The following is an 18,466-nucleotide window of genomic DNA, read 5'->3' on the forward strand; positions in this document are numbered from 1 at the left end:
CAAAGGAACACAAAGATAGGAAATTATCTCTTTAAGCTGAAGTGCCCTGAGATGATTCTTCCGTTTTCAAAAACCAATCGAAACCAATAGTCAGAAGAGGGCATAGGATTACCCAAAAACAATCCGTCCCATCCCTCATTAGATGTCCCCAATTGTTTCAAAAGTTTTCCATAACGGTCAAAAATGAACAATTGAGCATTGGGTTCAAAAAGGTTTTCAATTTTCCAAAAATCATTAATTCCATCTCCATTTGGCGTAAAGAATTTTGGATAATCCAATATATAGATTGTATCTGTAAAACCTGCACAACCATTTAAATCTAAAGAAGAAATGGTGTATATGCCCGGAGCAAGACCTGTAAAAAACGGACTCTCTTGGTAATTTAAACCATCAATGCTAAATACATAATCTCCACTTCCTGAATATTGAATGGTAATCGAATTTTGATTTCCACTAAAATCATTGATTACAGTTCCCAAGTAATTAATAGCCTCTGATTCGGATACAGAAAATTCTTGAATTATATTACAGCCTTGATTGTTGGTAAGTGTTACAGTGTAATTTCCGGGTTGATTCACCGTAATTGTTCGTGTAGTAGCACCTGTAGACCATAGGTAGCTGTAATTCCCTACAGCAGCATTCAATTGAACGGAGCTATCTTCACAAAATTGTACCGAATTAGATATTGAAACATTCTCAAAGAAGCTCACTTGAAAGTTTACGGGTAATATGCCAAAACAGCTCACGCCATCTGTTATTCTCACAAAAATAGTGGCATTTGGAGTTGTATTGGTATACACTGCAGGTAGTGGGTTTTGTTGCAGTTGTGCATCTGTTTCATTGGCATAGTATTGGGCTTGCAAACCGGTTGGGAAAAATGCCAAAACAGAGCTTGAAAAAGTGTTCAATAAATTCAAAGTGGTTATACCATCTTGCTCACCGGTGGTGTCACACAAAATAAAAGGGGCTAAAGTTACATTAGAAGATGATGTGCTTAAAACCAATTGGCCAATTCCGGAACAGCCAAAATTATTTTCTACTCGGGTGTACAGTATTTGATTGGGTATCGTATTTTGAAATGCGTTACCGATTTGTATCGCGTTTTGGTTATTCAAAGCATCAGATTCTAAAAGGTAATATCTAACCGTATTTATGTTTTGATTGGAGCCAATTACAAGAGCATTCGCTTCATTAAGATTGTATATTGCAATTCCATTACAAGAAGAAGTGCATTGGGTAAGTGTCGCGTTTACCGGTTGTGGATTGGGAACATATTCAATTGTAATTTCACCAAATGAAGAACAAGACGCAGAAAAAATAACTTCAACTTCATAAATACCAAATGTAGTAACTTGTAAGGTTGGATTTTGATTGGTAAGTAAAACGCCATTGCGAAACCATCTGTATCCTGTGGCATTTGGAGTGGTGGCATCAAGCACTAAAGTTTCACTTCCGCAAAGTGGGTTTCCGGTGGCAACCAATCTATCCGGACCCAAATCGGTCTCTACAGTAAAACTACCACCACCTAAAAATATAGCCGAATCATACAGATTATTTCCTTGGTCTGCAATAACCAATTTTATGTGATAAGAAACACCTGGTGTTACATTGCTTTCTGCTCGTAATATTCGGGTTTGTCCATTGTAATTTGTGGGGTGATTACTGCCGTTAAATGAATCAAAAAAGGCTTCGTTTGCGGGAGGACAAATAGTTCCCGAACCGCGAACCGTTGGTATTTTAACGGGAATGTTTGTTCCGGGAACTACAGCCAAATTATTGTAGACTCCACTTGGTGTGTTTTCTTTTAATAAAAAAGCAAAACCATCCGAAAAATTACATTGATTCGGACTTGGATTTGATAAATATTGTTCCGAAGAAAATATATATTCAAAACTCACTTTGTTGGCAAATGGTATAAAATCGAATTCTAAAACGGTGGCATTAATGGTATTGTTTTCATTAATAGCTTGTTCTAAATCGGGATCACCGGGCCACGATGTGGGTCCTTCACTCAACAAACTGGTATTTGGCCCAATAGCTGATACAGCTCTACCCGTTGTAAGTAAAACTCCCTCTTGAAAAGGGAAACTGCTTGTGCCCGCTGCAAAATAGCCGTAGCTGTTTCCACTCCCAAAAGCCCAACCGGAAACCGAAATGTTTGAAACATTGGCACAACCTGAGTTGATTAAAACGTTTTCAACCAAATCTTGGGCAGTTCGATTGTCATCTACGGTAATATATTGTGAAGCTGCTTTTTGAAAAAATCCAAGCAGAGTAAGAATTAGTATTGTTTTTTGGGCAAACTTCATAGCGTTTGCAAAGATACTACAAATCTCTTTTCTGAAGAATTTTATAAGACATTAACATAAATATAACTATCCAAGCTCCAACTATCAGTAAAGGAACAATTCCCACACCATAATCTCGGGCAATGGCTTCTCCTCCAATAGTTTCTTCTATAGATTTAATCACAGACAATCTACTAAAAGGTTCTCGAATAAGATTTGACATCGATTCTAATGGAAAAAATTGAGTAATGTATTGGTAATCATCCGAACCTTTAAAAATTTTAAACTTGAGTACCCCAATTCCAATCCCTTCAATAATATTCCAAACAAATAAAAATCCCAATGCAAATGCAGATCTTTTTACTAAAATTCCCAAAAACAAACAGAAAGAAAAGAAAGCGGTTAGCTTTAAAAAGTAAGCCAATAAATATTCTAAATCAGAAAAAACAATCCCTATTTCGGTGTACGATGAAAATGAAAACCCCAGCAAAAGCGACATTACAAATACAAATAGTGTAGATCCTAAAGCAAAAGCCAATACGGTCAAAAATTTAGATTGAATGAATTCTCTTTTACTCAATCCATCAATTAGGTTTTGTTTCAGAGTGCCGTAGCTGTATTCGTTTGCCATCATCGATACAATAACAATGGCTAGAAAAAACTTAAGTAAAGCTGCAATATAGGTGTTAAAATGCCATATGTAAGGGAAATTAAAAATACCTTGGTCGGCAATTTGCAATTCAAAGTTTCCAATTTTAAATTTTATAGAAGCTATAAGGGCTATAAATGAAAGAATTACAAAGTAAGCTATAGTTAATACTCTACTGGCTCTGTTTTTCCAAATTTTTTGAAATTCTATTTCCAATAATCGAATCATAATGTTTTGCTTTTGAAATGAGAAAGTTTAGTTTTTTGAGGTTAATTCCAAGAATTGTTCCTCTAAACTGTTTTTTCGTTTAATTAAATGACTCACATAAATACCTTGGGAAACTAAGTATTTATTCAAATCTTGAGCTTCTAAAGCTTCTTTTAAGTATACGGTTAGTTTACCTTCTTCTTCGTTAATTTTATCAATAGATTGATGTTGGTTTAAAACCGATTTCAATTGATTAAGATTTTCAGATTGGAGTTCAAAGAAACCTTCATTAGAAATCATTTCATCAACTTTCCCAGAATACAACATTTTTCCTTTTCGAAGAACCAATACATGAGTACAAACTTTCTCTACTTCATCCAATAAATGGGAGGCCAATAGTATGGTAGTGCCTTGAGCAGCAATGATTTTAATAATATCTCTAATTTGTCTTATACCTTGTGGGTCGAGTCCATTGGTTGGTTCGTCCAATATAAGTATTTCAGGATCATTGAGTAATGCAGAGGCTATAGCCAAACGCTGTTTCATTCCCAAAGAAAAAGTTTTGAATTTACTGTCCTTACGATCCAGTAATCCTACCAATTCTAATTTTTCTAGAATTTTTTCAGGAGGTGTGCCTTTGATTTTACAAACTATTTTTAGATTTTCTTCTGCAGTCATGTATGGGTAAAAGTTGGGGCGTTCAATTATGGCTCCTACTTTTTTGAGGGCTTCATGGGTTTCCATAGTTCCTCCAAACCATTCGTAATTTCCCGATGTTTTGTTTACTACGTTCAAAACAATTCCCAAAGTGGTTGATTTACCACTACCATTAGGGCCTAAAATTCCATATACGTTCCCTTTGTTAATTTCAAAGGACAAATCGTTTACAGCATGAACGATTCCAAATCGTTTGTGGAGGTTCGAAATTTTTAAAATTTGTTCCAAAATGAGAAGGTTTAATTTTTATAAGACTATTTTGAGAGGAATTTGTTACTAAAAAAGTGAAAAATAAAAAAAGACACTTAAAAAGTGCCTTTTCGTGTCAAAAAAAATAATCATTAACTTAACTCCAATTCTCTCTTTTTCAAGAACATGTATTGTAAGGTTTCGTTAATTTCTTTGATTTGAGGTGTAAGAACAATTAATTTTCCTCTGGGATCATCTGCTACTTGTTTGCCACAACACCTGCATTCGTATTCATTAAAATGATTGGTTATTTTACGAATGGGTTGATACCGATGCCCTATAAACATGCAAACCCATTTTTTTTGGGTACCAACAGATTTTGTGTGTGGTGTTTTCATAATAGTTAGGTTATTGATTCGAGACTAAAATTACAAAAACAACGATTAAAGTTATAATAAAATCGATAAAAGGAATAAAAAATTAATAATTGTAAGAAAAATATATTTTATTTAACAATTTGATTTTCTTGGTTTTAACATTTTTATTCGTTTTTTTACTTTAATGCTATAACAAAAAAAACCTCTTCAAAAAAGGAAGAGGTTTTAGTTCGTATAGTATTTTATGATTTCTGTTCTTTATTAAAGTAAACCAAATAATAATACATTTGTTTTTCTTCATCCCAGCCTTTTTCTACAAACTTTTCGGCACTTTCCGGATTGATGAAGTCCAATTTAATTTGAATATTCGTATCCAAATTGATAACGTTTTTAATTTTCTTGCGAGCATCGGTTACCGCTGCATTGGCAATAGGAAAATTGGTTACATCTTCAATACTGTATTTCTCACCGCGATCTACTTTGTAATTTTTAAATTCCGGAATTAAATCGGGATTGTCAATTACTTCATTTAAAAACTGACTTTCTTCAAACTCATCATTTTTGGCAAAATAATTTACCGAACGGTTCATAAACATAACCTCTTGTTTTTTGTCTTCTGCCGGAAGAACCACGTCTTTGGCAAAATCTTGACAAAATTTCAAGTATTTTTTGGTGATAAAATTTTCATCCTGAAAAGCATCAACACTCAGGAAATGTTCTAGCCAGTAGCGAGCATCATAGCGGTTACTGTCAACAGTCAATATTTTATAGCCTTCCTCTTTTTTGTAATTAAAGATTAAACAACCTTTGTCCAACTTATTTAAATTGATACCGTGTTGCAACAACATCTCCAAATTACTTCCTTTTTCTTCAAATTGTAAAAAGTCGGCTTGGATTTCACTTTTAAAAACACCAATTGCATCTACTTGGTTATTATCTATAGTCAAATGGGTTATGTATGCTACATACACTTCGCCGTTTTTAATATGCGGATGATTGGATTGTTCATACAAGTGTTTGGTTATTTTTTTAGACACCTCGTGATTGGTAGAGGGATTGTCAAATACTTCCGAGGCCAATTTGTACATGTCATGGTATTCCAAATCTACTTCGTGAGCAAATTGATAGTAGTTTTCTTCTTTTTCCCGAAATGGTTTTAAGAAAAACTCTTTTAACAAGGGTGTAATTTCGTCATTGGTTTGACAAGGTTGTTCAGATAAAAAAGCAGCTTCATTTCTACTTTTGTTTCCAACACGATGGATGGATAAGGACTCGATGTGGGCGTTGAATAAATTTATCATAAGGTTCTAAGGCACTGAGGCACTAAGGTTCTGAGGTTTATTAATTTCGATCTTTAATTTTGTTGATAAATGAAACTAACATTCTTTCAAGTTCTCTCGAATCTTCATAAAGAATAGAAAAATCAGTTTCATTTAAATAGTTAATGTTTTTAGCAATTTCAATTTGGGTTTGCATTTCAAATAAGGAACTTAAAGAAATGTTTTGGAATTTTAAATAATCATTCTTTCCTTACCTTCCAAAACCCTCGACAATGTTACTGGGAATTGAGATTGAACTTCTTCTAATTTGAGATGTTAATCCAAATTGCTCATCTTTGGGAATAATTGAGTAGTTTGATAGATTTTGGTAACCAAATTCATGGCTTTTTGCCAAATCAAAAGGTCTTTAAATGTGCTCATAATAAAAATTGTATGGTTTATAATTGAGTCACAAATTAATACAATTTTAGCAACATTTCCAAACCTTAGCCCCTCAGCACCTTAGCCCCTCAGTCCCTAAATTAATTCCAATTCTCCTCAAACCCAAAATCTTCAAACGAATCGTCTCCGTCAAACATATCCAAATCATCTTCATCCAAATCATCTTCAAAATCTGAAAATAAATTATCCTCATCGGCTTCAAAATTGATGTTGTTTTCACCAATTGGCATGAGTCCGTGTGAGTATAATAATTCCGGGTAAGTAACTCCCACTTGTTTTTCTTCTATGGCGGCTAACTCTACCAAGAAGGTCCACATATTTAAGAAGTCGTAAACGTAAATTATTTTAGTTTGTTTTTCATACAATAAATCTTCCAAGATAAAATCGCTCATAATTCGCATTTCTCCGGGAACATCTCCGGTATCAAAAAGGGGTATCTCATCTTCTTGGTTCCAGTTGTCGTCACAAGTATAAAAAGAAGCTACCTCATTACCGTCAAAACCAAAAGCATTGACAATAACATTGTGTAAATCTTCCAGAGAATCTGAACTCTCTACTGCCAAATCTCTAAAAACATCGTCTTCGTTGTCGAGTATAACTCGTAATTTGTAAATCATCTTCGTTGCATTTTTACGGAAGGCAAAAGTAACGATTATTTACTATTTAAGACGATAGAAATGTTTTTTGTTGATAAGATTTAAAGAACCAAAAGGGAATTATTTTTCATAGAATTCGATGGGTAAAGCATCCGGATCTTGAATAAAAGTGAATCGTTTTCCGGTGAATTCATCTATGCGAATGGGTTCTGAGGTTATACCTTTAGAATTCAGAAAAACGATAGTCTCGTCCAAATTATCAACTTCAAAGGCCAAGTGTCGTAACCCAACTGCTTCAGGTCTTGAAGGACGTTTGGGTGGGTTAGGAAATGAAAACAATTCAATCACATAATGGTCATGTAAGGCTAAATCCAATTTGAAGGAATCCCGTTCTTTGCGATAAACTTCACGAATAATTTTCAGACCTAAAATTTGATTGTAAAATTTTTTTGATATTTCATAATCGGAAGCAATAATGGCAATATGGTGAACTTTATTTAGTTTCATAGTAAATTTTCACTTTTGGCATGTAATAACAACATTATCGTTTTGGCATCTTTAATTTCTCCTGAATAAACCATTTTTAATGCTTGGTTAAAATCGAGTTCCAACACTTCTATATATTCATGTTCTGAGGCCAATCCGCCACCTTCGCTTACTTTCATTTCGGGTTGGTATTCGGCTGTAAAAAAGTATAAAATTTCTGTAACTGCACCGGGCGACATGTAGGCTTCAAAAACTTTTTTTACGTCTTGAATTCGGTAACCGGTTTCTTCTTCGGTTTCCCGTTTGATGCAATCTTCGGGATTTTTTTCGTCTAAAAGTCCGGCACAAACTTCAATCATCATACCGCTTTCATTTCCGTTCAAAAAAGTGGGTAATCGAAATTGACGCGTTAAAATAACCGTTTGTTTTGCTTTGTTGTACAATAAAATGGCAGCACCATTTCCACGATCATAAACTTCTCTACGTTGTATTTCAGGTTCACCGTTTTCGGGAGTAAATTCAAAGGTAACTTTGTTAAGTAAATACCAATTGTCGGATAACAATTCGGTTTTGGTGATTTGGATTTTTGGGTTCATTAAAAAAAAGTGAAGGTATGTTTTTTACCTATTTTGAATTTCAAATCGGCTTCAGATAAAAAAGAGCGAACTATTGCACTAAATAAATCACCTGCTGATCCATTGGTAACAGGTCCCGGCATAAAACATGTAGGTGAAAAGTCAAAATAGGAAGGGTAACTTTGGTATAATCGAACTTCATCATATGAAGTGTTATACACCTTGTACATTCCCGTAAATTCATTTTTAGTGTAAAATAAGTTTTGTTTTTCAGTGTAAATTTTAGGGATATTAACTTGCAAATATTTATCGGGTTCAAAACTTTGCAAAATCTCCAAATTTTTCGGTTTCAAAGTTGTTAATTCATCTGTAACCAATTCATTTAAATTGTTTTTTGATGTCATAAAAGAAGTGCTTTGAAAATAGGCAGTAGTAGTGTTCTCTTGTCCACAAACAAGAAATGAAAACAAAGAGAACATGACAATTACAATAATTTTTACCAATGCATTCATACCAAGTAAAGATACTAAAAGTTCTTATGTATTACAATTCATCTTTGAAATTTCACATTTCAGTAACATTTTATTTTTTTCAACATAGGCTTAAACCAATTTTGCTTCATCAAAATCAATCCCATGAAAACACTAATTTCTTTTTTGCTTTTTGTAATTGCAATTCAAAGTTTGGCCCAAACCCAAATTTCAGGAAAAATTACCGATGAAAAAGGTATCGCTATTCCCGGTGCCAATATTTATTTAGAAGGAACGTATGATGGAGCTTCTTCCGATGAAAACGGAAATTTTAAATTCAATACTTCCGAAACGGGTACGAAAGTTTTGATTGTGAGTTTTCTTTCTTTTGAAACATTTAAAAAACAAATTGAGGTTTCCAATTTTAAAAATCAAACCATCAAACTCAGAGAAAGTGTCAATACGTTAGATGCTGTGATTGTATCTGCCGGAACGTTTGAAGCCGGAGATAAAGCTCGAGTTTCCGTATTAAAACCGTTGGATATTGTAACCACTGCCGGTTCTGCCGGTGATATTATTGCGGCTTTAAACACACTTCCGGGAACCCAAACTGTGGGTGAAAGCGGTCGCTTATTTGTGCGTGGTGGTGAAGCCGATGAAACCCAAACGTTTGTGGACGGACTTCGGGTAGCTCAACCGTATGGAGCAACTGCACAAAATCTGCCTACTCGCGGTCGTTTTTCACCGTTTTTATTTAATGGCATTTCGTTTTCAACAGGAGGTTACAGTGCCGAATTTGGTGAAGCAATTTCGAGTGTGTTGACTTTAAACACCATTGATGAACCAACGCAAGAGCAAACCGATATTTCGTTAATGACCGTTGGATTAGGCATCGGAAATACGCAAAAATGGAATAAAAATTCATTGACGTTTAATGCGGCATATATCAACTTGGAGCCCTATCAAAAATTAATTCCACAAGCAGTAGATTGGAATAAACCGTATCAATCGTTAGCAGGAGAAATGGTCTATCGGTATCAATTTAAAAACGGATTGTTGAAAATTTATGGAGCTTTTGATGTGGCTCAATTTGACATCAATCAGGAAGATATCAATCAGCCGGAAAAAGTGCGTTTTGATTTGAGAAACGATAATTTTTATGGAAATGCTTCGTACAAAGGAACTTTTGGCGACAATTGGAGTTTGCATACCGGAGTGAGTTACGGTTTAGGTGTGAATAAAATCGGCATCAATTCTGATCAAGTGAAGAATGATGAAAATGCTATTCATTTAAAAATGAAAGTGGGAAAGAAAATCACAGAACGAATCAAAATTACTGCCGGTGCGGATTATTTTGTGACTGATTTTGATGAAAAATTCACTGAATTTGAAGGTCAATCGTTTAACGTTGGGTATCAAAATGCTATTGCAGCGGCTTACATGGAATCAGATATTTTCTTTAGTAAAAAGTTAGCCATGAAAATAGGAGCAAGGGCTTCTCAAAACAGTTTGTTGGATGAATTTCGTCTTTCACCAAGAGCTTCATTTGCTTACAAAGTTTCAAAAAACAGTCAATTTTCCTTCGCATATGGCGATTTTGTTCAAACGCCAAGAGCTGATTACATCAAATATTCAGATGATTTTCAATCTGAAAAAGCAAGTCATTATATCTTAAATTTTCAACATAATAAAAACGGACGTTTATTTAGAGCGGAAGCGTATTATAAAAAATATGACGATTTGGTGAAATTTGACACCAATGGAGCTCAATTCAATTCAGCTTTCAGCAACGATGGTTCCGGTTTTGCCAAAGGAATTGATATTTTTTGGCGAGATAATAAAACCTTTAAAAACACCGATTATTGGGTTTCGTATTCGTACATCGATACGGAACGTGATTATTTGAATTTTCCCAATCAAGTCACACCAAGTTTTGTAGCCGATCATACATTATCAATTGTTACCAAACATTGGATTGAGGACTGGAAATCGCAAATTGGGTTTTCTTATATTGTCAATTCCGGTCGTCCGTATAACAATCCGAATGAATTGGAGTTCATGAACGGTAAAACAAAACCTTTTCAAAATTTAAGTTTCAATTGGGCGTATTTGCTTTCGCAGCAAAAGATATTGTATTTCTCAGTTTCCAATATCATCGGAACGGATAATGTATTTGGGTATCAATATGCCAATTCACCAGATTTGAATGGTCAATTTCAACGTAGAGCCATTGGTCAACCTGCCGATCGTTTCTTTTTTGTAGGTTTCTTTTGGACGATAAGCGATAATAAGAAAACGAATCAGTTGGAGAATCTATAGGTTCTGAGGTGCTAAGGCTCTAAGGATTTTAGATTACAATTAACTCAGCACCTTAGAACCTCAGTGCCTTAGTACCTTAAAAAAACAATTCATCCTCAAAAATCAACAGTTCAGTCAAACTCTTTTTTAAAAGTGAGTATTTCAGTAGAAATTTGAATCAGAAAATCAATATCAAAAATCAATATCAATATCAAAATTCAAAAAACGAACAATCTAGAAATCAAAAAATCTAATTATCTAACAATCTAAAAAATTAAAATTATGACAAAAATTATCATTACCCTCGTTTTGTTTGTGACATCACAAGTATTCTCACAAGGTCAATTTGAGCAAGGAATGGGAAAAGCTTTCGCTCTGTGGGGAGAAGGAAAAAACACAGAAGCTTCAGCCATGTTTGAACGAATTGCTTCGGCTGAAAAAGAAAACTGGTTGCCCAATTATTATGTAGCTTTAGTGAATACCACAACGGCTTTTGCTACCAAAGACAAAGAACAAATGAATGCTTTGCTATCAAAAGCACAGTCCGCATTAGACGTTGAGTTGAACAAATATCCGAACCATGCTGAATTGTTAGTCATGCAGGCCATGATTCATACGGCTTGGATTGCTTTTGACCCTATGACCAACGGTATGAAATTATCTGGAAAAGTCATGGAATTGTATGGGAAAGCAGAACAAATTGAACCTAATAATCCTCGTGTAGTTTTAGGCAAAGCCGAATTTGAAATGGGTTCTGCACGTTTTTTCGGAACCGATACCAAACCAATCTGTGCACAAATTGAAAAAGCAATTGAACTTTTTGCTACTTTTAAACCTCAATCGGTTTTTCATCCTAATTGGGGGTTGGATCGGGCACAAGAAATTGCAAAATCTTGTAAAAAATAGAAACTATGCAAAAGTATATCAAAGAGTTTCCAAGAGCTACTTGGATTAGTTTGGGTGTTTTTCTCGTATTGATTTTAATTCGATTTCTATCAGGTGGAAAAATCAATATGGATTACAATCTTTTGGTGAACTTGGGGTACTGTTTGCTTTACGGATATACTTTGTATTATGCCAATAGTTTTATTTTTAACACATTAGATGCCTATTTTAAAAACGATAGGTTTACCAAAAAACGCTTGATTTTAGGTGCTCTCGCTTCTTTTACTATTTCACTTTTTGTTATTTTTTTATTGCGAATTTTTGAAGATGTAGTGATAGAAAAACAAGCATTTACAACTTTTATTCAAAATGAAAAACCGGCAAACTATGTGGTGGCTATCATTATCACTTTAATAGTTACACTCGGAATTCACGCATTTTATTTTTATAAAGCTTATCAGGAAAACAAAGTAAAAGAACAAAAAGTGATTGCCGGAACAGCTTCGGCACAGTTTGAAAGTTTAAAAAATCAAATTGATCCTCATTTTTTATTCAACAGTTTAAATGTGTTGAGTTCTTTGATAGAAGAAAATCCGGAGAGTGCTCAAAAGTTTACCACTTCACTGTCTAAAATCTATCGCTATGTTTTAGAACAAAAAGACAAAGAATTGGTTTCGGTTCAGGAAGAATTAAACTTTGCTAAAACGTATATGAATCTACTAAAAATGAGATTTGAAAACAGCATTACGTTTGAATTGCCTGAAAATTTTGCTAATGAAGAAGCCAAAGTGGTTCCGTTATCGTTGCAATTACTATTAGAAAATTGCATCAAGCATAATGTAGTGAGTGAATCCAAACCTTTGCATATTAAAATATATATTGACGATAATCAGTTGGTTATTGAAAACAATCTTCAAAAAAAGGAAATTCTTTCTGATAGAAGAGGAGTGGGATTGCAAAACATTGTAAATCGCTACGCTATATTGACGGAAAGAAAAGTATGGGTCGTAGAAAATGAAACTAGTTTTAAGGTAGGCTTACCTATTTTAACGAAACAAATTACAATTATGGAAACAAAAACAAATTACAATCAAGATATGGCGTATGCCCGAGCCAAAGAACGGGTAGAAAGAATTAAAGGTTTTTACGGAAATTTAATTTCGTATTGTGTAGTTATCCCGGTTTTAATTATTGTTAATCTGAACACCTCAAATTTCCAATGGTTTTGGTTCCCCATGTTGGGTTGGGGAATGGGAGTGCTGTTTCACGGCTTAGAAACTTTTGGATATGGAAAGACGTGGGAAGAACGAAAAATTCAGGAAATTTTAGAAAAAGAAGCGAATCAAAAAAATAAGTGGAACTAATAAGCAATTATCATGGAAACGAACACAGAATTTGAAAGATACCAAAAAGCAAGTAAAAAGGTAAAAGAAATCAAAGGATTTTACATTCACTTCATTTGTTATGTTATTGTAATCAGTTTGATGGTTTACTTAAACCTTAAGTTTTCACCGGAACATTTATGGTTTTTTTATCCCATGTTAGGTTGGGGAGTTGGATTGATTGGTCACGCCATTGGCGTTTTTGGAACCGATTCGCTTTTTAGTAAAAATTGGGAGGAGCGAAAAATCAAAGAATTAATGGAAAAAGAAAAAAAGAACAAGTATTTATAAAATGGTAAAGTTATGAACGCACAAGAAGAAATTAAATACCAAGAAGCTCTGAAACGAGTGAGAAAAATTAAAGGATTTTATTCGCATTTATTGGTTTACATTGTAGTGAATATCATGATAGTTGTGGTTAATATTCAAAATTTATCTCCGGGAGAATCTTATTTTCAATACAAAAACTTTTTTACCGCTTTCTTTTGGGGAATTGGTTTAGTAGCCCACGGGTTTTCAGTTTTCTTACCCCAATGGTTTTTAGGAAGCAATTGGGAAGAACGTAAAATTAGAGAATTGATGGAGAAAGATAAGAAGAAGTGGGAGTAGAGGTTAGTGTTCAGTTGTCAGTTATCAGTTGTCAGTTATCGGTTTTTAGTTGACAGTTAAATTAGTAGCAATAACCCATTACCCATCACCCATTACCCATCACCAATAACCTATCAAAATGAGAATCATCATCATAGAAGACGAAAAACCAGCCGCTCGATTATTACAACGTAAAGTTGAAAAATTAGGTTTGCAAGTAGAAACTATGCTTCACTCGGTTGAAGAAGCAATATTATGGTTTCAAAAGAATCAGCATCCGGATTTGATATTTTTAGATATTCAATTATCGGATGGTTTATCATTTGAAATTTTTGAACAAATTGAAATTAAAAGTGCAGTGATTTTTACAACTGCTTTTGATGAATATGCATTGCGGGCTTTCAAATTGAATAGTATTGATTATTTACTTAAACCTATTGATGTTGATGATTTAGCAATAGCAATTACAAAATTCAAAAATCAATTTCAAAAAAGTAATATTACGTCTTTAGATTTTGAAGCAATAAAGCGAATGTTGGTCAATCCAATTGAAAAGTCATACAAACAACGTTTTACCATCAAAATTGGTGAACACTTGAAAATGATTTCCATTGATGAGGTGGAATGTTTTTACAGTGAAAATAAAGGAACCTATCTTCATACTTTGGACAATCGAGATTATCTTTTAGATATCACATTAGAACAATTAGAATCTGAACTGAATCCGAAAGATTTTTTCAGAGTTAGCCGAAAATTTATTATTCCATTACAGACTATAAAGGATATAGTGGTGTATAGTAATTCTCGTCTCAAGGTGATTTTACCTACTTACAAATCCGATGAGGTAATTGTAAGCCGTGAAAAAGTAAATGATTTTAAGGTTTGGTTGGGTTGATTTATTTACTAAATCGATGCAACACAAATGTCATCGCACTTAATAATAAGAAAGCCATCAATTGATGAGCTAAACCCAACCAAAGCGGAACGTGAAGCAGTAAAGTGAATATGCCTAGAATAAATTGAGCAAAGACAAAAAGTACTAATACGTTTAAACCTTTGATTTGTAGGGTTGTAAGCGAGTACTTTTTACTTTTGAAATATAAAAATAAAATCATCCCAACTACAAAATAGGCCAGTGTTCTATGAATAAATTGCACTCCGCTTTTTCCTTCGGTTAAGTTTTGCAAAAGAGTGGGTTGTTCTATCCAAACCGTTTCGTGAATTAATTTTCCTTCACTCATCAATGGCCAATGATTGTGAATTAATCCAGCGTTTAATCCGGCTACAAATCCGCCATAAATAATTTGAAGGATTAAAACCACCAAGGCAATTCGAGCTAATTTTCGCAATGGTATAATAACTTCAACTTTGTTAGGATAAATTAAATCCAAAGCCACCCAAAGTGTATAAGCAAAGGTGATAAATGCGAAAGTAAGGTGCAAAGCCAATCGATAGTGACTCACATCCGGTTTGTCAATTAAGCCGCTTTTCACCATAAACCAACCTAAAAATCCTTGAAAACCACCCATGAAAAGTAGAATGATGCATTTTTTGATGGTTTCGGAGTCTAATTTTTTCTTTATCAAAAAATAAACAAACGGAATGATGAAAACTAGTCCAATAATTCTACCAATAAAGCGGTGAAACCATTCCCAGAAATAAATAAATTTATAATCGTCTAATGTAAAATCGTTGTGAATATTGATTTTTTGGTATTCGGGAAATTTCTTGTATTCTTCAAAAGCCTCATTCCAAGCTTGTTCTGAGGTAGGAGGAAAAGTATCGGTTACCAAATGCCAGTCGGTCATGGAAAGGCCGGAATTTGTCAGCCGTGTGATACCGCCAACCATTACCATGATAAATAATAAAATACATCCGGAAAGGAGCCAAATTATAACGGGTTTGTTGGTTTTCATGTTTTAATAACTTAATGCAAAATTACACGACTTTTATATTTTCATTAGAATAAACAAAAGTTAATCTTGTCCTTAATTTTTTAGGGCTTGTAATCCTAATTTTTCCCCTTTCTTGAGTACAAAGGAAAGTGCGGCTTCATATTCATTCGGAATTTCTCCTTCTAAAATGGCTTCTTTTACGGCTTCTTTTAAAACGCCAATTTCACGAGAGGGTTTCAAATTAAAAAGTACCATAATTTCTTCTCCTGAAATAGGCGGTTGAAAATTTCGCACGTGATCGCGTTCTTCCACCTCTACAATTTTTTGACGTACAATCTTGAAATTATTGTGGTATTTTTTGAATTTATTCGGGTTTTTGGTGGTAATATCGGCTTCACACAAAATCATTAAATCTTCAATGTCTTCGCCGGCATCAAACAATAAACGTCGAACGGCAGAATCGGTAACAATGTCTTGCGAAAGCACAATCGGTCGCGAACTCAACATCACCAATTTGGAAACGTATTTCAACTTATGGTTCAATGGCATGTGCAATCGTTCAAAGATTTTCTTGACCATTTTTCCACCCAAAAATTCGTGACCGTGGAACGTCCAACCTTGTTTTTTGTTGAACTTTTTTGTTGGTGCTTTTCCAATGTCGTGAAGCAAAGCCGCCCAACGCAACCAAACATCATCGGTATTCGGACAAATATTATCAACCACTTCTAAGGTGTGATAAAAGTTGTTTTTGTGGGTATGACCTTCTATTTCTTCCACTTGATTTAAAGCAGTTAATTCCGGTAAAATCAAATCTAATAAGCCGGTTTGATACAATAAAATAAATCCGATGGATGGTTTTTCTGTGGAAAGAATTTTGTTTAATTCATCCACAATGCGTTCACCGGAAATGATGTTGATTCGATCACAATTCTTAGCAATCGAAGCCAATGCATTTTCTTCAATCGTAAAATTCAATTGCGTAGCAAAACGAATCGCTCGCATCATTCGCAATGGATCATCCGAGAAAGTGATGTCGGCATCCAATGGAGTTCGAATAATTTTGTTTTTCAAATCTTCTAAACCATGGAAAGGATCTATTAAATCGCCATAATTTTTTTCATTCAGCGAAAAAGCCAAAGCATTAATGGTGAAATCGCGTCGGTTTTGATCGTCTTGTAAAGAGCCGTTTTCTACAACCGGATTCCGACTTTCGAAGTGGTAACTTTCTTTTCGGGCTCCAACAAATTCGATGTCAATTTCTTGGTATCGAAGCATGGCTGTGCCATACGTTTTAAAAACCTGTACTTTGGGTTGGTTTGGTAGTAACTCTGAAACTTTGAGAGCTAATTCGATTCCACTGCCAACGGCTACAATATCGATGTCTTTTTTAAAATCGCGTTCTAACAAAAAATCACGAACAAAGCCACCAATTACGTAGCATTCAACGCCAAGCTCTTGTGCGGCTTGCGAGATGATTTTGAATATGGGGTTATGTAGAGCTTTGGTGTAATTCATTTTTTTTAATGTGGCAATGTGGCAATTTGACAATGTGTCAATGTGAAAATTTGTCAATGTGACAATGAGAGGTTATCCATTAAAAATTGATTAATTGATTGTTTCTCCAATTGACTAATTGACACATTATCCAATTGCCACATTTACTTCCGAATAATTTGAACCCGACTATCCAACGTTAATTTGATTATCGTGGATGGCTTATCGCAAATTTTTTCGCGGTGCAAATTTACAACATAGTCTACACCTTTAATAATTTCGGGACTAATTTCTTTAAATGATTTTGGAGTGGGTTCGCCGGAAATATTTGCAGAAGTAGAAACCAAAGGTCTTTTCATGCGTTCCATCAATTTAAAACAAAACGGTTCTTTCACAATTCGAACGGCCAAAGTTTGGTCTTCTGCAATAATGTTGGGAGCCACATTTTTGGGTTTATCTAAAATTAAAGTGGTGGGTTTCTCAGATAAATCAAGAATTTGCCAAGCAACTTCGGGAATATCTTTGAAAACATTGTACATCATCTTTTCGCCATTCATCAACACAATCATGCTTTTGGATTCTTCTCTTTTTTTGAGTTCATATATTTTTTTAACAGCTTCAAGATTTGTCGCATCACAACCAATTCCCCAAACGGTATCGGTAGGGTAGAGTATTATGCCGCCGTTTTGGATTACTTGAAAGGCATTGTGTATTTCAGTGTTTATGTTTTCCATACTTAATTTTGTTTAAATTGAAGGGATTCGTTTAATGGAGCTCCTCTCCAAATTAATGAAAACAAAGGTCTGTTTTTAGCTTTAACAATACTACTTAATCCATATTTAAAAAGTAAAAACCACCTAACTGATTGATAACCAATATGGCCATAGTGTTTTTTCATCACATACAATAAAGAAATTTTGAGTTCTTTTTTTATGGCCAAAGATTTTTCTGTACTCGCACCATGAAAGTGAATAAATTCAGCCTGAGGTATTAAATAAGCAAACTTATTGATTTTTGCGAGTCTTAAACAGAGATCAGTTTCTTCATAATACAAGAAAATGTTATCATCAAATCCTCCTACTTTAATGAAATCTTCTGTTTTAACAAACATAAAACTTCCGGGAATAAAATTAACTTGAATTGGAGAAATGTATCTTTTTTTTCGTTTTGGATATTTTTTTGGATTGATTAATTCTAAAAAATTTCTTCCAAAAATTTCTCTGGCAGGAGAAGCAAAATGGTCTAATGAAATTAAAAATTTATTATCTTCTTTGTAAGCTTGTGCTCCTGCTATTCCTATGGATAAGTTATTGTCAAGTTCTTTTTTTAAAATGGTTAAACAATCATTTATAAAAAGAGTGTCGTTGTTTACAAAGGCAAGATATTTTGCATTAGAATGTTTAAAGCCATGCATGTTCCCTCCACCAAAACCTGAATTTCTATTATTTTTTACCAGTTTTAAATTAGGTAAAAAAGAATTGTTACAAAAGTTCTTTAGGTTTTCATAATCTTTTTTTTCTGAATTGTTATCGGTAATAATTACTTGGAAATTAATTTCAGATGAAGTCTTTTCATAAATAGATTTGATACAATCAATGCTTAAATCACTTGAATTATAATTGATTAAAATAACGGCAATATCAAACATA

20 protein-coding genes and 1 pseudogene are annotated in these 18,466 nt (G+C 33.9%); 6 read left to right on the forward strand and 15 right to left on the reverse strand.

Annotated elements, in window-relative coordinates; translation table 11 throughout:
• Positions 1 to 23: 23 nt before the first annotated feature.
• The 11 genes and pseudogenes from V7M80_RS05235 to V7M80_RS05285 form a co-directional block, all read right to left on the reverse strand.
• Positions 24 to 2,309 carry a choice-of-anchor L domain-containing protein gene (locus V7M80_RS05235; protein WP_333694547.1) on the reverse strand — a complete coding sequence of 762 codons (2,286 nt, stop codon included), beginning with the start codon at positions 2,307 to 2,309 and terminating at the stop codon, positions 24 to 26.
• A 16-nt stretch (positions 2,310 to 2,325) separates the two neighbouring features.
• On the reverse strand, positions 2,326 to 3,165 hold the full coding sequence (locus V7M80_RS05240; protein WP_333694548.1) for an ABC transporter permease: 840 nt from the start codon (positions 3,163 to 3,165) through the stop codon (positions 2,326 to 2,328).
• 27 nt (positions 3,166 to 3,192) lie between these two features.
• A complete protein-coding gene (locus V7M80_RS05245; RefSeq protein ID WP_333694550.1) occupies positions 3,193 to 4,089 on the reverse strand; it encodes an ABC transporter ATP-binding protein in 897 nt (298 codons plus the stop codon).
• Between the two features lie 113 nt (positions 4,090 to 4,202).
• Positions 4,203 to 4,448, reverse strand: coding sequence for a hypothetical protein (locus V7M80_RS05250; RefSeq protein WP_333694552.1), 246 nt, complete (start codon positions 4,446 to 4,448; stop codon positions 4,203 to 4,205).
• A 221-nt stretch (positions 4,449 to 4,669) separates the two neighbouring features.
• Positions 4,670 to 5,728, reverse strand: a complete 1,059-nt coding sequence (locus tag V7M80_RS05255) for a nucleoid-associated protein (protein ID WP_333694554.1) — start codon at positions 5,726 to 5,728, stop codon at positions 4,670 to 4,672.
• A 40-nt stretch (positions 5,729 to 5,768) separates the two neighbouring features.
• Positions 5,769 to 6,053 (reverse strand): annotated as a pseudogene (locus V7M80_RS05260) (four helix bundle protein).
• A complete protein-coding gene (locus V7M80_RS05265) occupies positions 6,023 to 6,127 on the reverse strand; it encodes a four helix bundle protein (RefSeq protein ID WP_333694555.1) in 105 nt (34 codons plus the stop codon). The pseudogene V7M80_RS05260 and the gene V7M80_RS05265 overlap by 31 nt, the downstream one beginning before the upstream one ends.
• 101 nt (positions 6,128 to 6,228) lie before the next feature.
• Positions 6,229 to 6,765, reverse strand: coding sequence for an IS1096 element passenger TnpR family protein (locus V7M80_RS05270; RefSeq protein WP_333694557.1), 537 nt, complete (start codon positions 6,763 to 6,765; stop codon positions 6,229 to 6,231).
• A gap of 99 nt (positions 6,766 to 6,864) precedes the next feature.
• Positions 6,865 to 7,251 (reverse strand): SMU1112c/YaeR family gloxylase I-like metalloprotein, encoded by a 387-nt coding sequence (gloA2, locus tag V7M80_RS05275; RefSeq protein ID WP_333694558.1) that lies wholly within the window; start codon positions 7,249 to 7,251, stop codon positions 6,865 to 6,867.
• Positions 7,248 to 7,826, reverse strand: a complete 579-nt coding sequence (gene nudK / locus V7M80_RS05280; RefSeq protein WP_333694559.1) for a GDP-mannose pyrophosphatase NudK — start codon at positions 7,824 to 7,826, stop codon at positions 7,248 to 7,250. Before nudK ends, gloA2 begins: the two co-directional genes overlap by 4 nt.
• Positions 7,826 to 8,317: a hypothetical protein gene (locus V7M80_RS05285; protein ID WP_333694560.1), complete on the reverse strand. Its 492-nt coding sequence runs from the start codon at positions 8,315 to 8,317 to the stop codon at positions 7,826 to 7,828. Before V7M80_RS05285 ends, nudK begins: the two co-directional genes overlap by 1 nt.
• Before the next feature lie 123 nt (positions 8,318 to 8,440).
• On the opposite strand from V7M80_RS05285, the gene V7M80_RS05290 reads away from it, so the two are divergent.
• The 6 genes from V7M80_RS05290 to V7M80_RS05315 all read left to right on the forward strand — a co-directional run bounded on the left by V7M80_RS05290 (position 8,441) and on the right by V7M80_RS05315 (position 14,323).
• Positions 8,441 to 10,594 (forward strand): TonB-dependent receptor, encoded by a 2,154-nt coding sequence (locus tag V7M80_RS05290; RefSeq protein WP_333694561.1) that lies wholly within the window; start codon positions 8,441 to 8,443, stop codon positions 10,592 to 10,594.
• A 261-nt stretch (positions 10,595 to 10,855) separates the two neighbouring features.
• Entirely contained in the window at positions 10,856 to 11,479 is a 624-nt protein-coding gene (locus tag V7M80_RS05295; RefSeq protein ID WP_333694563.1) for a hypothetical protein, read from the forward strand.
• Between the two features lie 5 nt (positions 11,480 to 11,484).
• Positions 11,485 to 12,822 (forward strand): 2TM domain-containing protein, encoded by a 1,338-nt coding sequence (locus tag V7M80_RS05300; protein ID WP_333694564.1) that lies wholly within the window; start codon positions 11,485 to 11,487, stop codon positions 12,820 to 12,822.
• A 12-nt stretch (positions 12,823 to 12,834) separates the two neighbouring features.
• Positions 12,835 to 13,131 (forward strand): 2TM domain-containing protein, encoded by a 297-nt coding sequence (locus tag V7M80_RS05305; RefSeq protein WP_333694566.1) that lies wholly within the window; start codon positions 12,835 to 12,837, stop codon positions 13,129 to 13,131.
• Between the two features lie 12 nt (positions 13,132 to 13,143).
• The gene (locus tag V7M80_RS05310) at positions 13,144 to 13,449 is read left to right on the forward strand and encodes a 2TM domain-containing protein (protein WP_333694567.1); all 306 of its coding nucleotides are present in this window, start codon (positions 13,144 to 13,146) and stop codon (positions 13,447 to 13,449) included.
• Between the two features lie 118 nt (positions 13,450 to 13,567).
• Complete coding sequence (locus tag V7M80_RS05315; RefSeq protein ID WP_333694568.1) at positions 13,568 to 14,323, forward strand: LytR/AlgR family response regulator transcription factor; 756 nt, start codon at positions 13,568 to 13,570, stop codon at positions 14,321 to 14,323.
• Between the two features lies 1 nt (position 14,324).
• On the opposite strand, the gene V7M80_RS05320 is transcribed toward V7M80_RS05315, so the two are convergent.
• From V7M80_RS05320 to V7M80_RS05335, 4 genes are all read right to left on the reverse strand, one after another.
• Positions 14,325 to 15,344, reverse strand: a complete 1,020-nt coding sequence (locus V7M80_RS05320) for a COX15/CtaA family protein (RefSeq protein ID WP_333694570.1) — start codon at positions 15,342 to 15,344, stop codon at positions 14,325 to 14,327.
• A 72-nt stretch (positions 15,345 to 15,416) separates the two neighbouring features.
• Entirely contained in the window at positions 15,417 to 16,838 is a 1,422-nt protein-coding gene (locus V7M80_RS05325; RefSeq protein ID WP_333694572.1) for a CCA tRNA nucleotidyltransferase, read from the reverse strand.
• Between the two features lie 143 nt (positions 16,839 to 16,981).
• Complete coding sequence (locus tag V7M80_RS05330; protein WP_333694574.1) at positions 16,982 to 17,551, reverse strand: L-threonylcarbamoyladenylate synthase; 570 nt, start codon at positions 17,549 to 17,551, stop codon at positions 16,982 to 16,984.
• Positions 17,552 to 17,553: 2 nt separating this feature from the next.
• On the reverse strand, positions 17,554 to 18,465 hold the full coding sequence (locus tag V7M80_RS05335) for a glycosyltransferase family 2 protein (protein ID WP_333694575.1): 912 nt from the start codon (positions 18,463 to 18,465) through the stop codon (positions 17,554 to 17,556).
• Position 18,466: the final 1 nt, after the last annotated feature.

It is taken from the genome of Flavobacterium sp. (assembly GCF_036759525.1).
Lineage (GTDB): Bacteria > Bacteroidota > Bacteroidia > Flavobacteriales > Flavobacteriaceae > Flavobacterium.

What these genes read in the sequence shown, in the direction of transcription:
- V7M80_RS05235 (WP_333694547.1), bottom strand. Translation starts at nt 2,309, where the DNA reads ATGAAGTTTGCCCAAAAAACAATACTAATTCTTACTCTGCTTGGATTT.
- V7M80_RS05240 (WP_333694548.1), bottom strand. Translation starts at nt 3,165, where the DNA reads ATGATTCGATTATTGGAAATAGAATTTCAAAAAATTTGGAAAAACAGA.
- V7M80_RS05250 (WP_333694552.1), bottom strand. Translation starts at nt 4,448, where the DNA reads ATGAAAACACCACACACAAAATCTGTTGGTACCCAAAAAAAATGGGTT.
- V7M80_RS05255 (WP_333694554.1), bottom strand. Translation starts at nt 5,728, where the DNA reads ATGATAAATTTATTCAACGCCCACATCGAGTCCTTATCCATCCATCGT.
- V7M80_RS05265 (WP_333694555.1), bottom strand. Translation starts at nt 6,127, where the DNA reads ATGAGCACATTTAAAGACCTTTTGATTTGGCAAAAAGCCATGAATTTG.
- V7M80_RS05270 (WP_333694557.1), bottom strand. Translation starts at nt 6,765, where the DNA reads ATGATTTACAAATTACGAGTTATACTCGACAACGAAGACGATGTTTTT.
- gloA2 (WP_333694558.1), bottom strand. Translation starts at nt 7,251, where the DNA reads ATGAAACTAAATAAAGTTCACCATATTGCCATTATTGCTTCCGATTAT.
- nudK (WP_333694559.1), bottom strand. Translation starts at nt 7,826, where the DNA reads ATGAACCCAAAAATCCAAATCACCAAAACCGAATTGTTATCCGACAAT.
- V7M80_RS05285 (WP_333694560.1), bottom strand. Translation starts at nt 8,317, where the DNA reads ATGAATGCATTGGTAAAAATTATTGTAATTGTCATGTTCTCTTTGTTT.
- V7M80_RS05290 (WP_333694561.1), top strand. Translation starts at nt 8,441, where the DNA reads ATGAAAACACTAATTTCTTTTTTGCTTTTTGTAATTGCAATTCAAAGT.
- V7M80_RS05295 (WP_333694563.1), top strand. Translation starts at nt 10,856, where the DNA reads ATGACAAAAATTATCATTACCCTCGTTTTGTTTGTGACATCACAAGTA.
- V7M80_RS05300 (WP_333694564.1), top strand. Translation starts at nt 11,485, where the DNA reads ATGCAAAAGTATATCAAAGAGTTTCCAAGAGCTACTTGGATTAGTTTG.
- V7M80_RS05305 (WP_333694566.1), top strand. Translation starts at nt 12,835, where the DNA reads ATGGAAACGAACACAGAATTTGAAAGATACCAAAAAGCAAGTAAAAAG.
- V7M80_RS05310 (WP_333694567.1), top strand. Translation starts at nt 13,144, where the DNA reads ATGAACGCACAAGAAGAAATTAAATACCAAGAAGCTCTGAAACGAGTG.
- V7M80_RS05315 (WP_333694568.1), top strand. Translation starts at nt 13,568, where the DNA reads ATGAGAATCATCATCATAGAAGACGAAAAACCAGCCGCTCGATTATTA.
- V7M80_RS05320 (WP_333694570.1), bottom strand. Translation starts at nt 15,344, where the DNA reads ATGAAAACCAACAAACCCGTTATAATTTGGCTCCTTTCCGGATGTATT.
- V7M80_RS05325 (WP_333694572.1), bottom strand. Translation starts at nt 16,838, where the DNA reads ATGAATTACACCAAAGCTCTACATAACCCCATATTCAAAATCATCTCG.
- V7M80_RS05330 (WP_333694574.1), bottom strand. Translation starts at nt 17,551, where the DNA reads ATGGAAAACATAAACACTGAAATACACAATGCCTTTCAAGTAATCCAA.
- V7M80_RS05335 (WP_333694575.1), bottom strand. Translation starts at nt 18,465, where the DNA reads ATGTTTGATATTGCCGTTATTTTAATCAATTATAATTCAAGTGATTTA.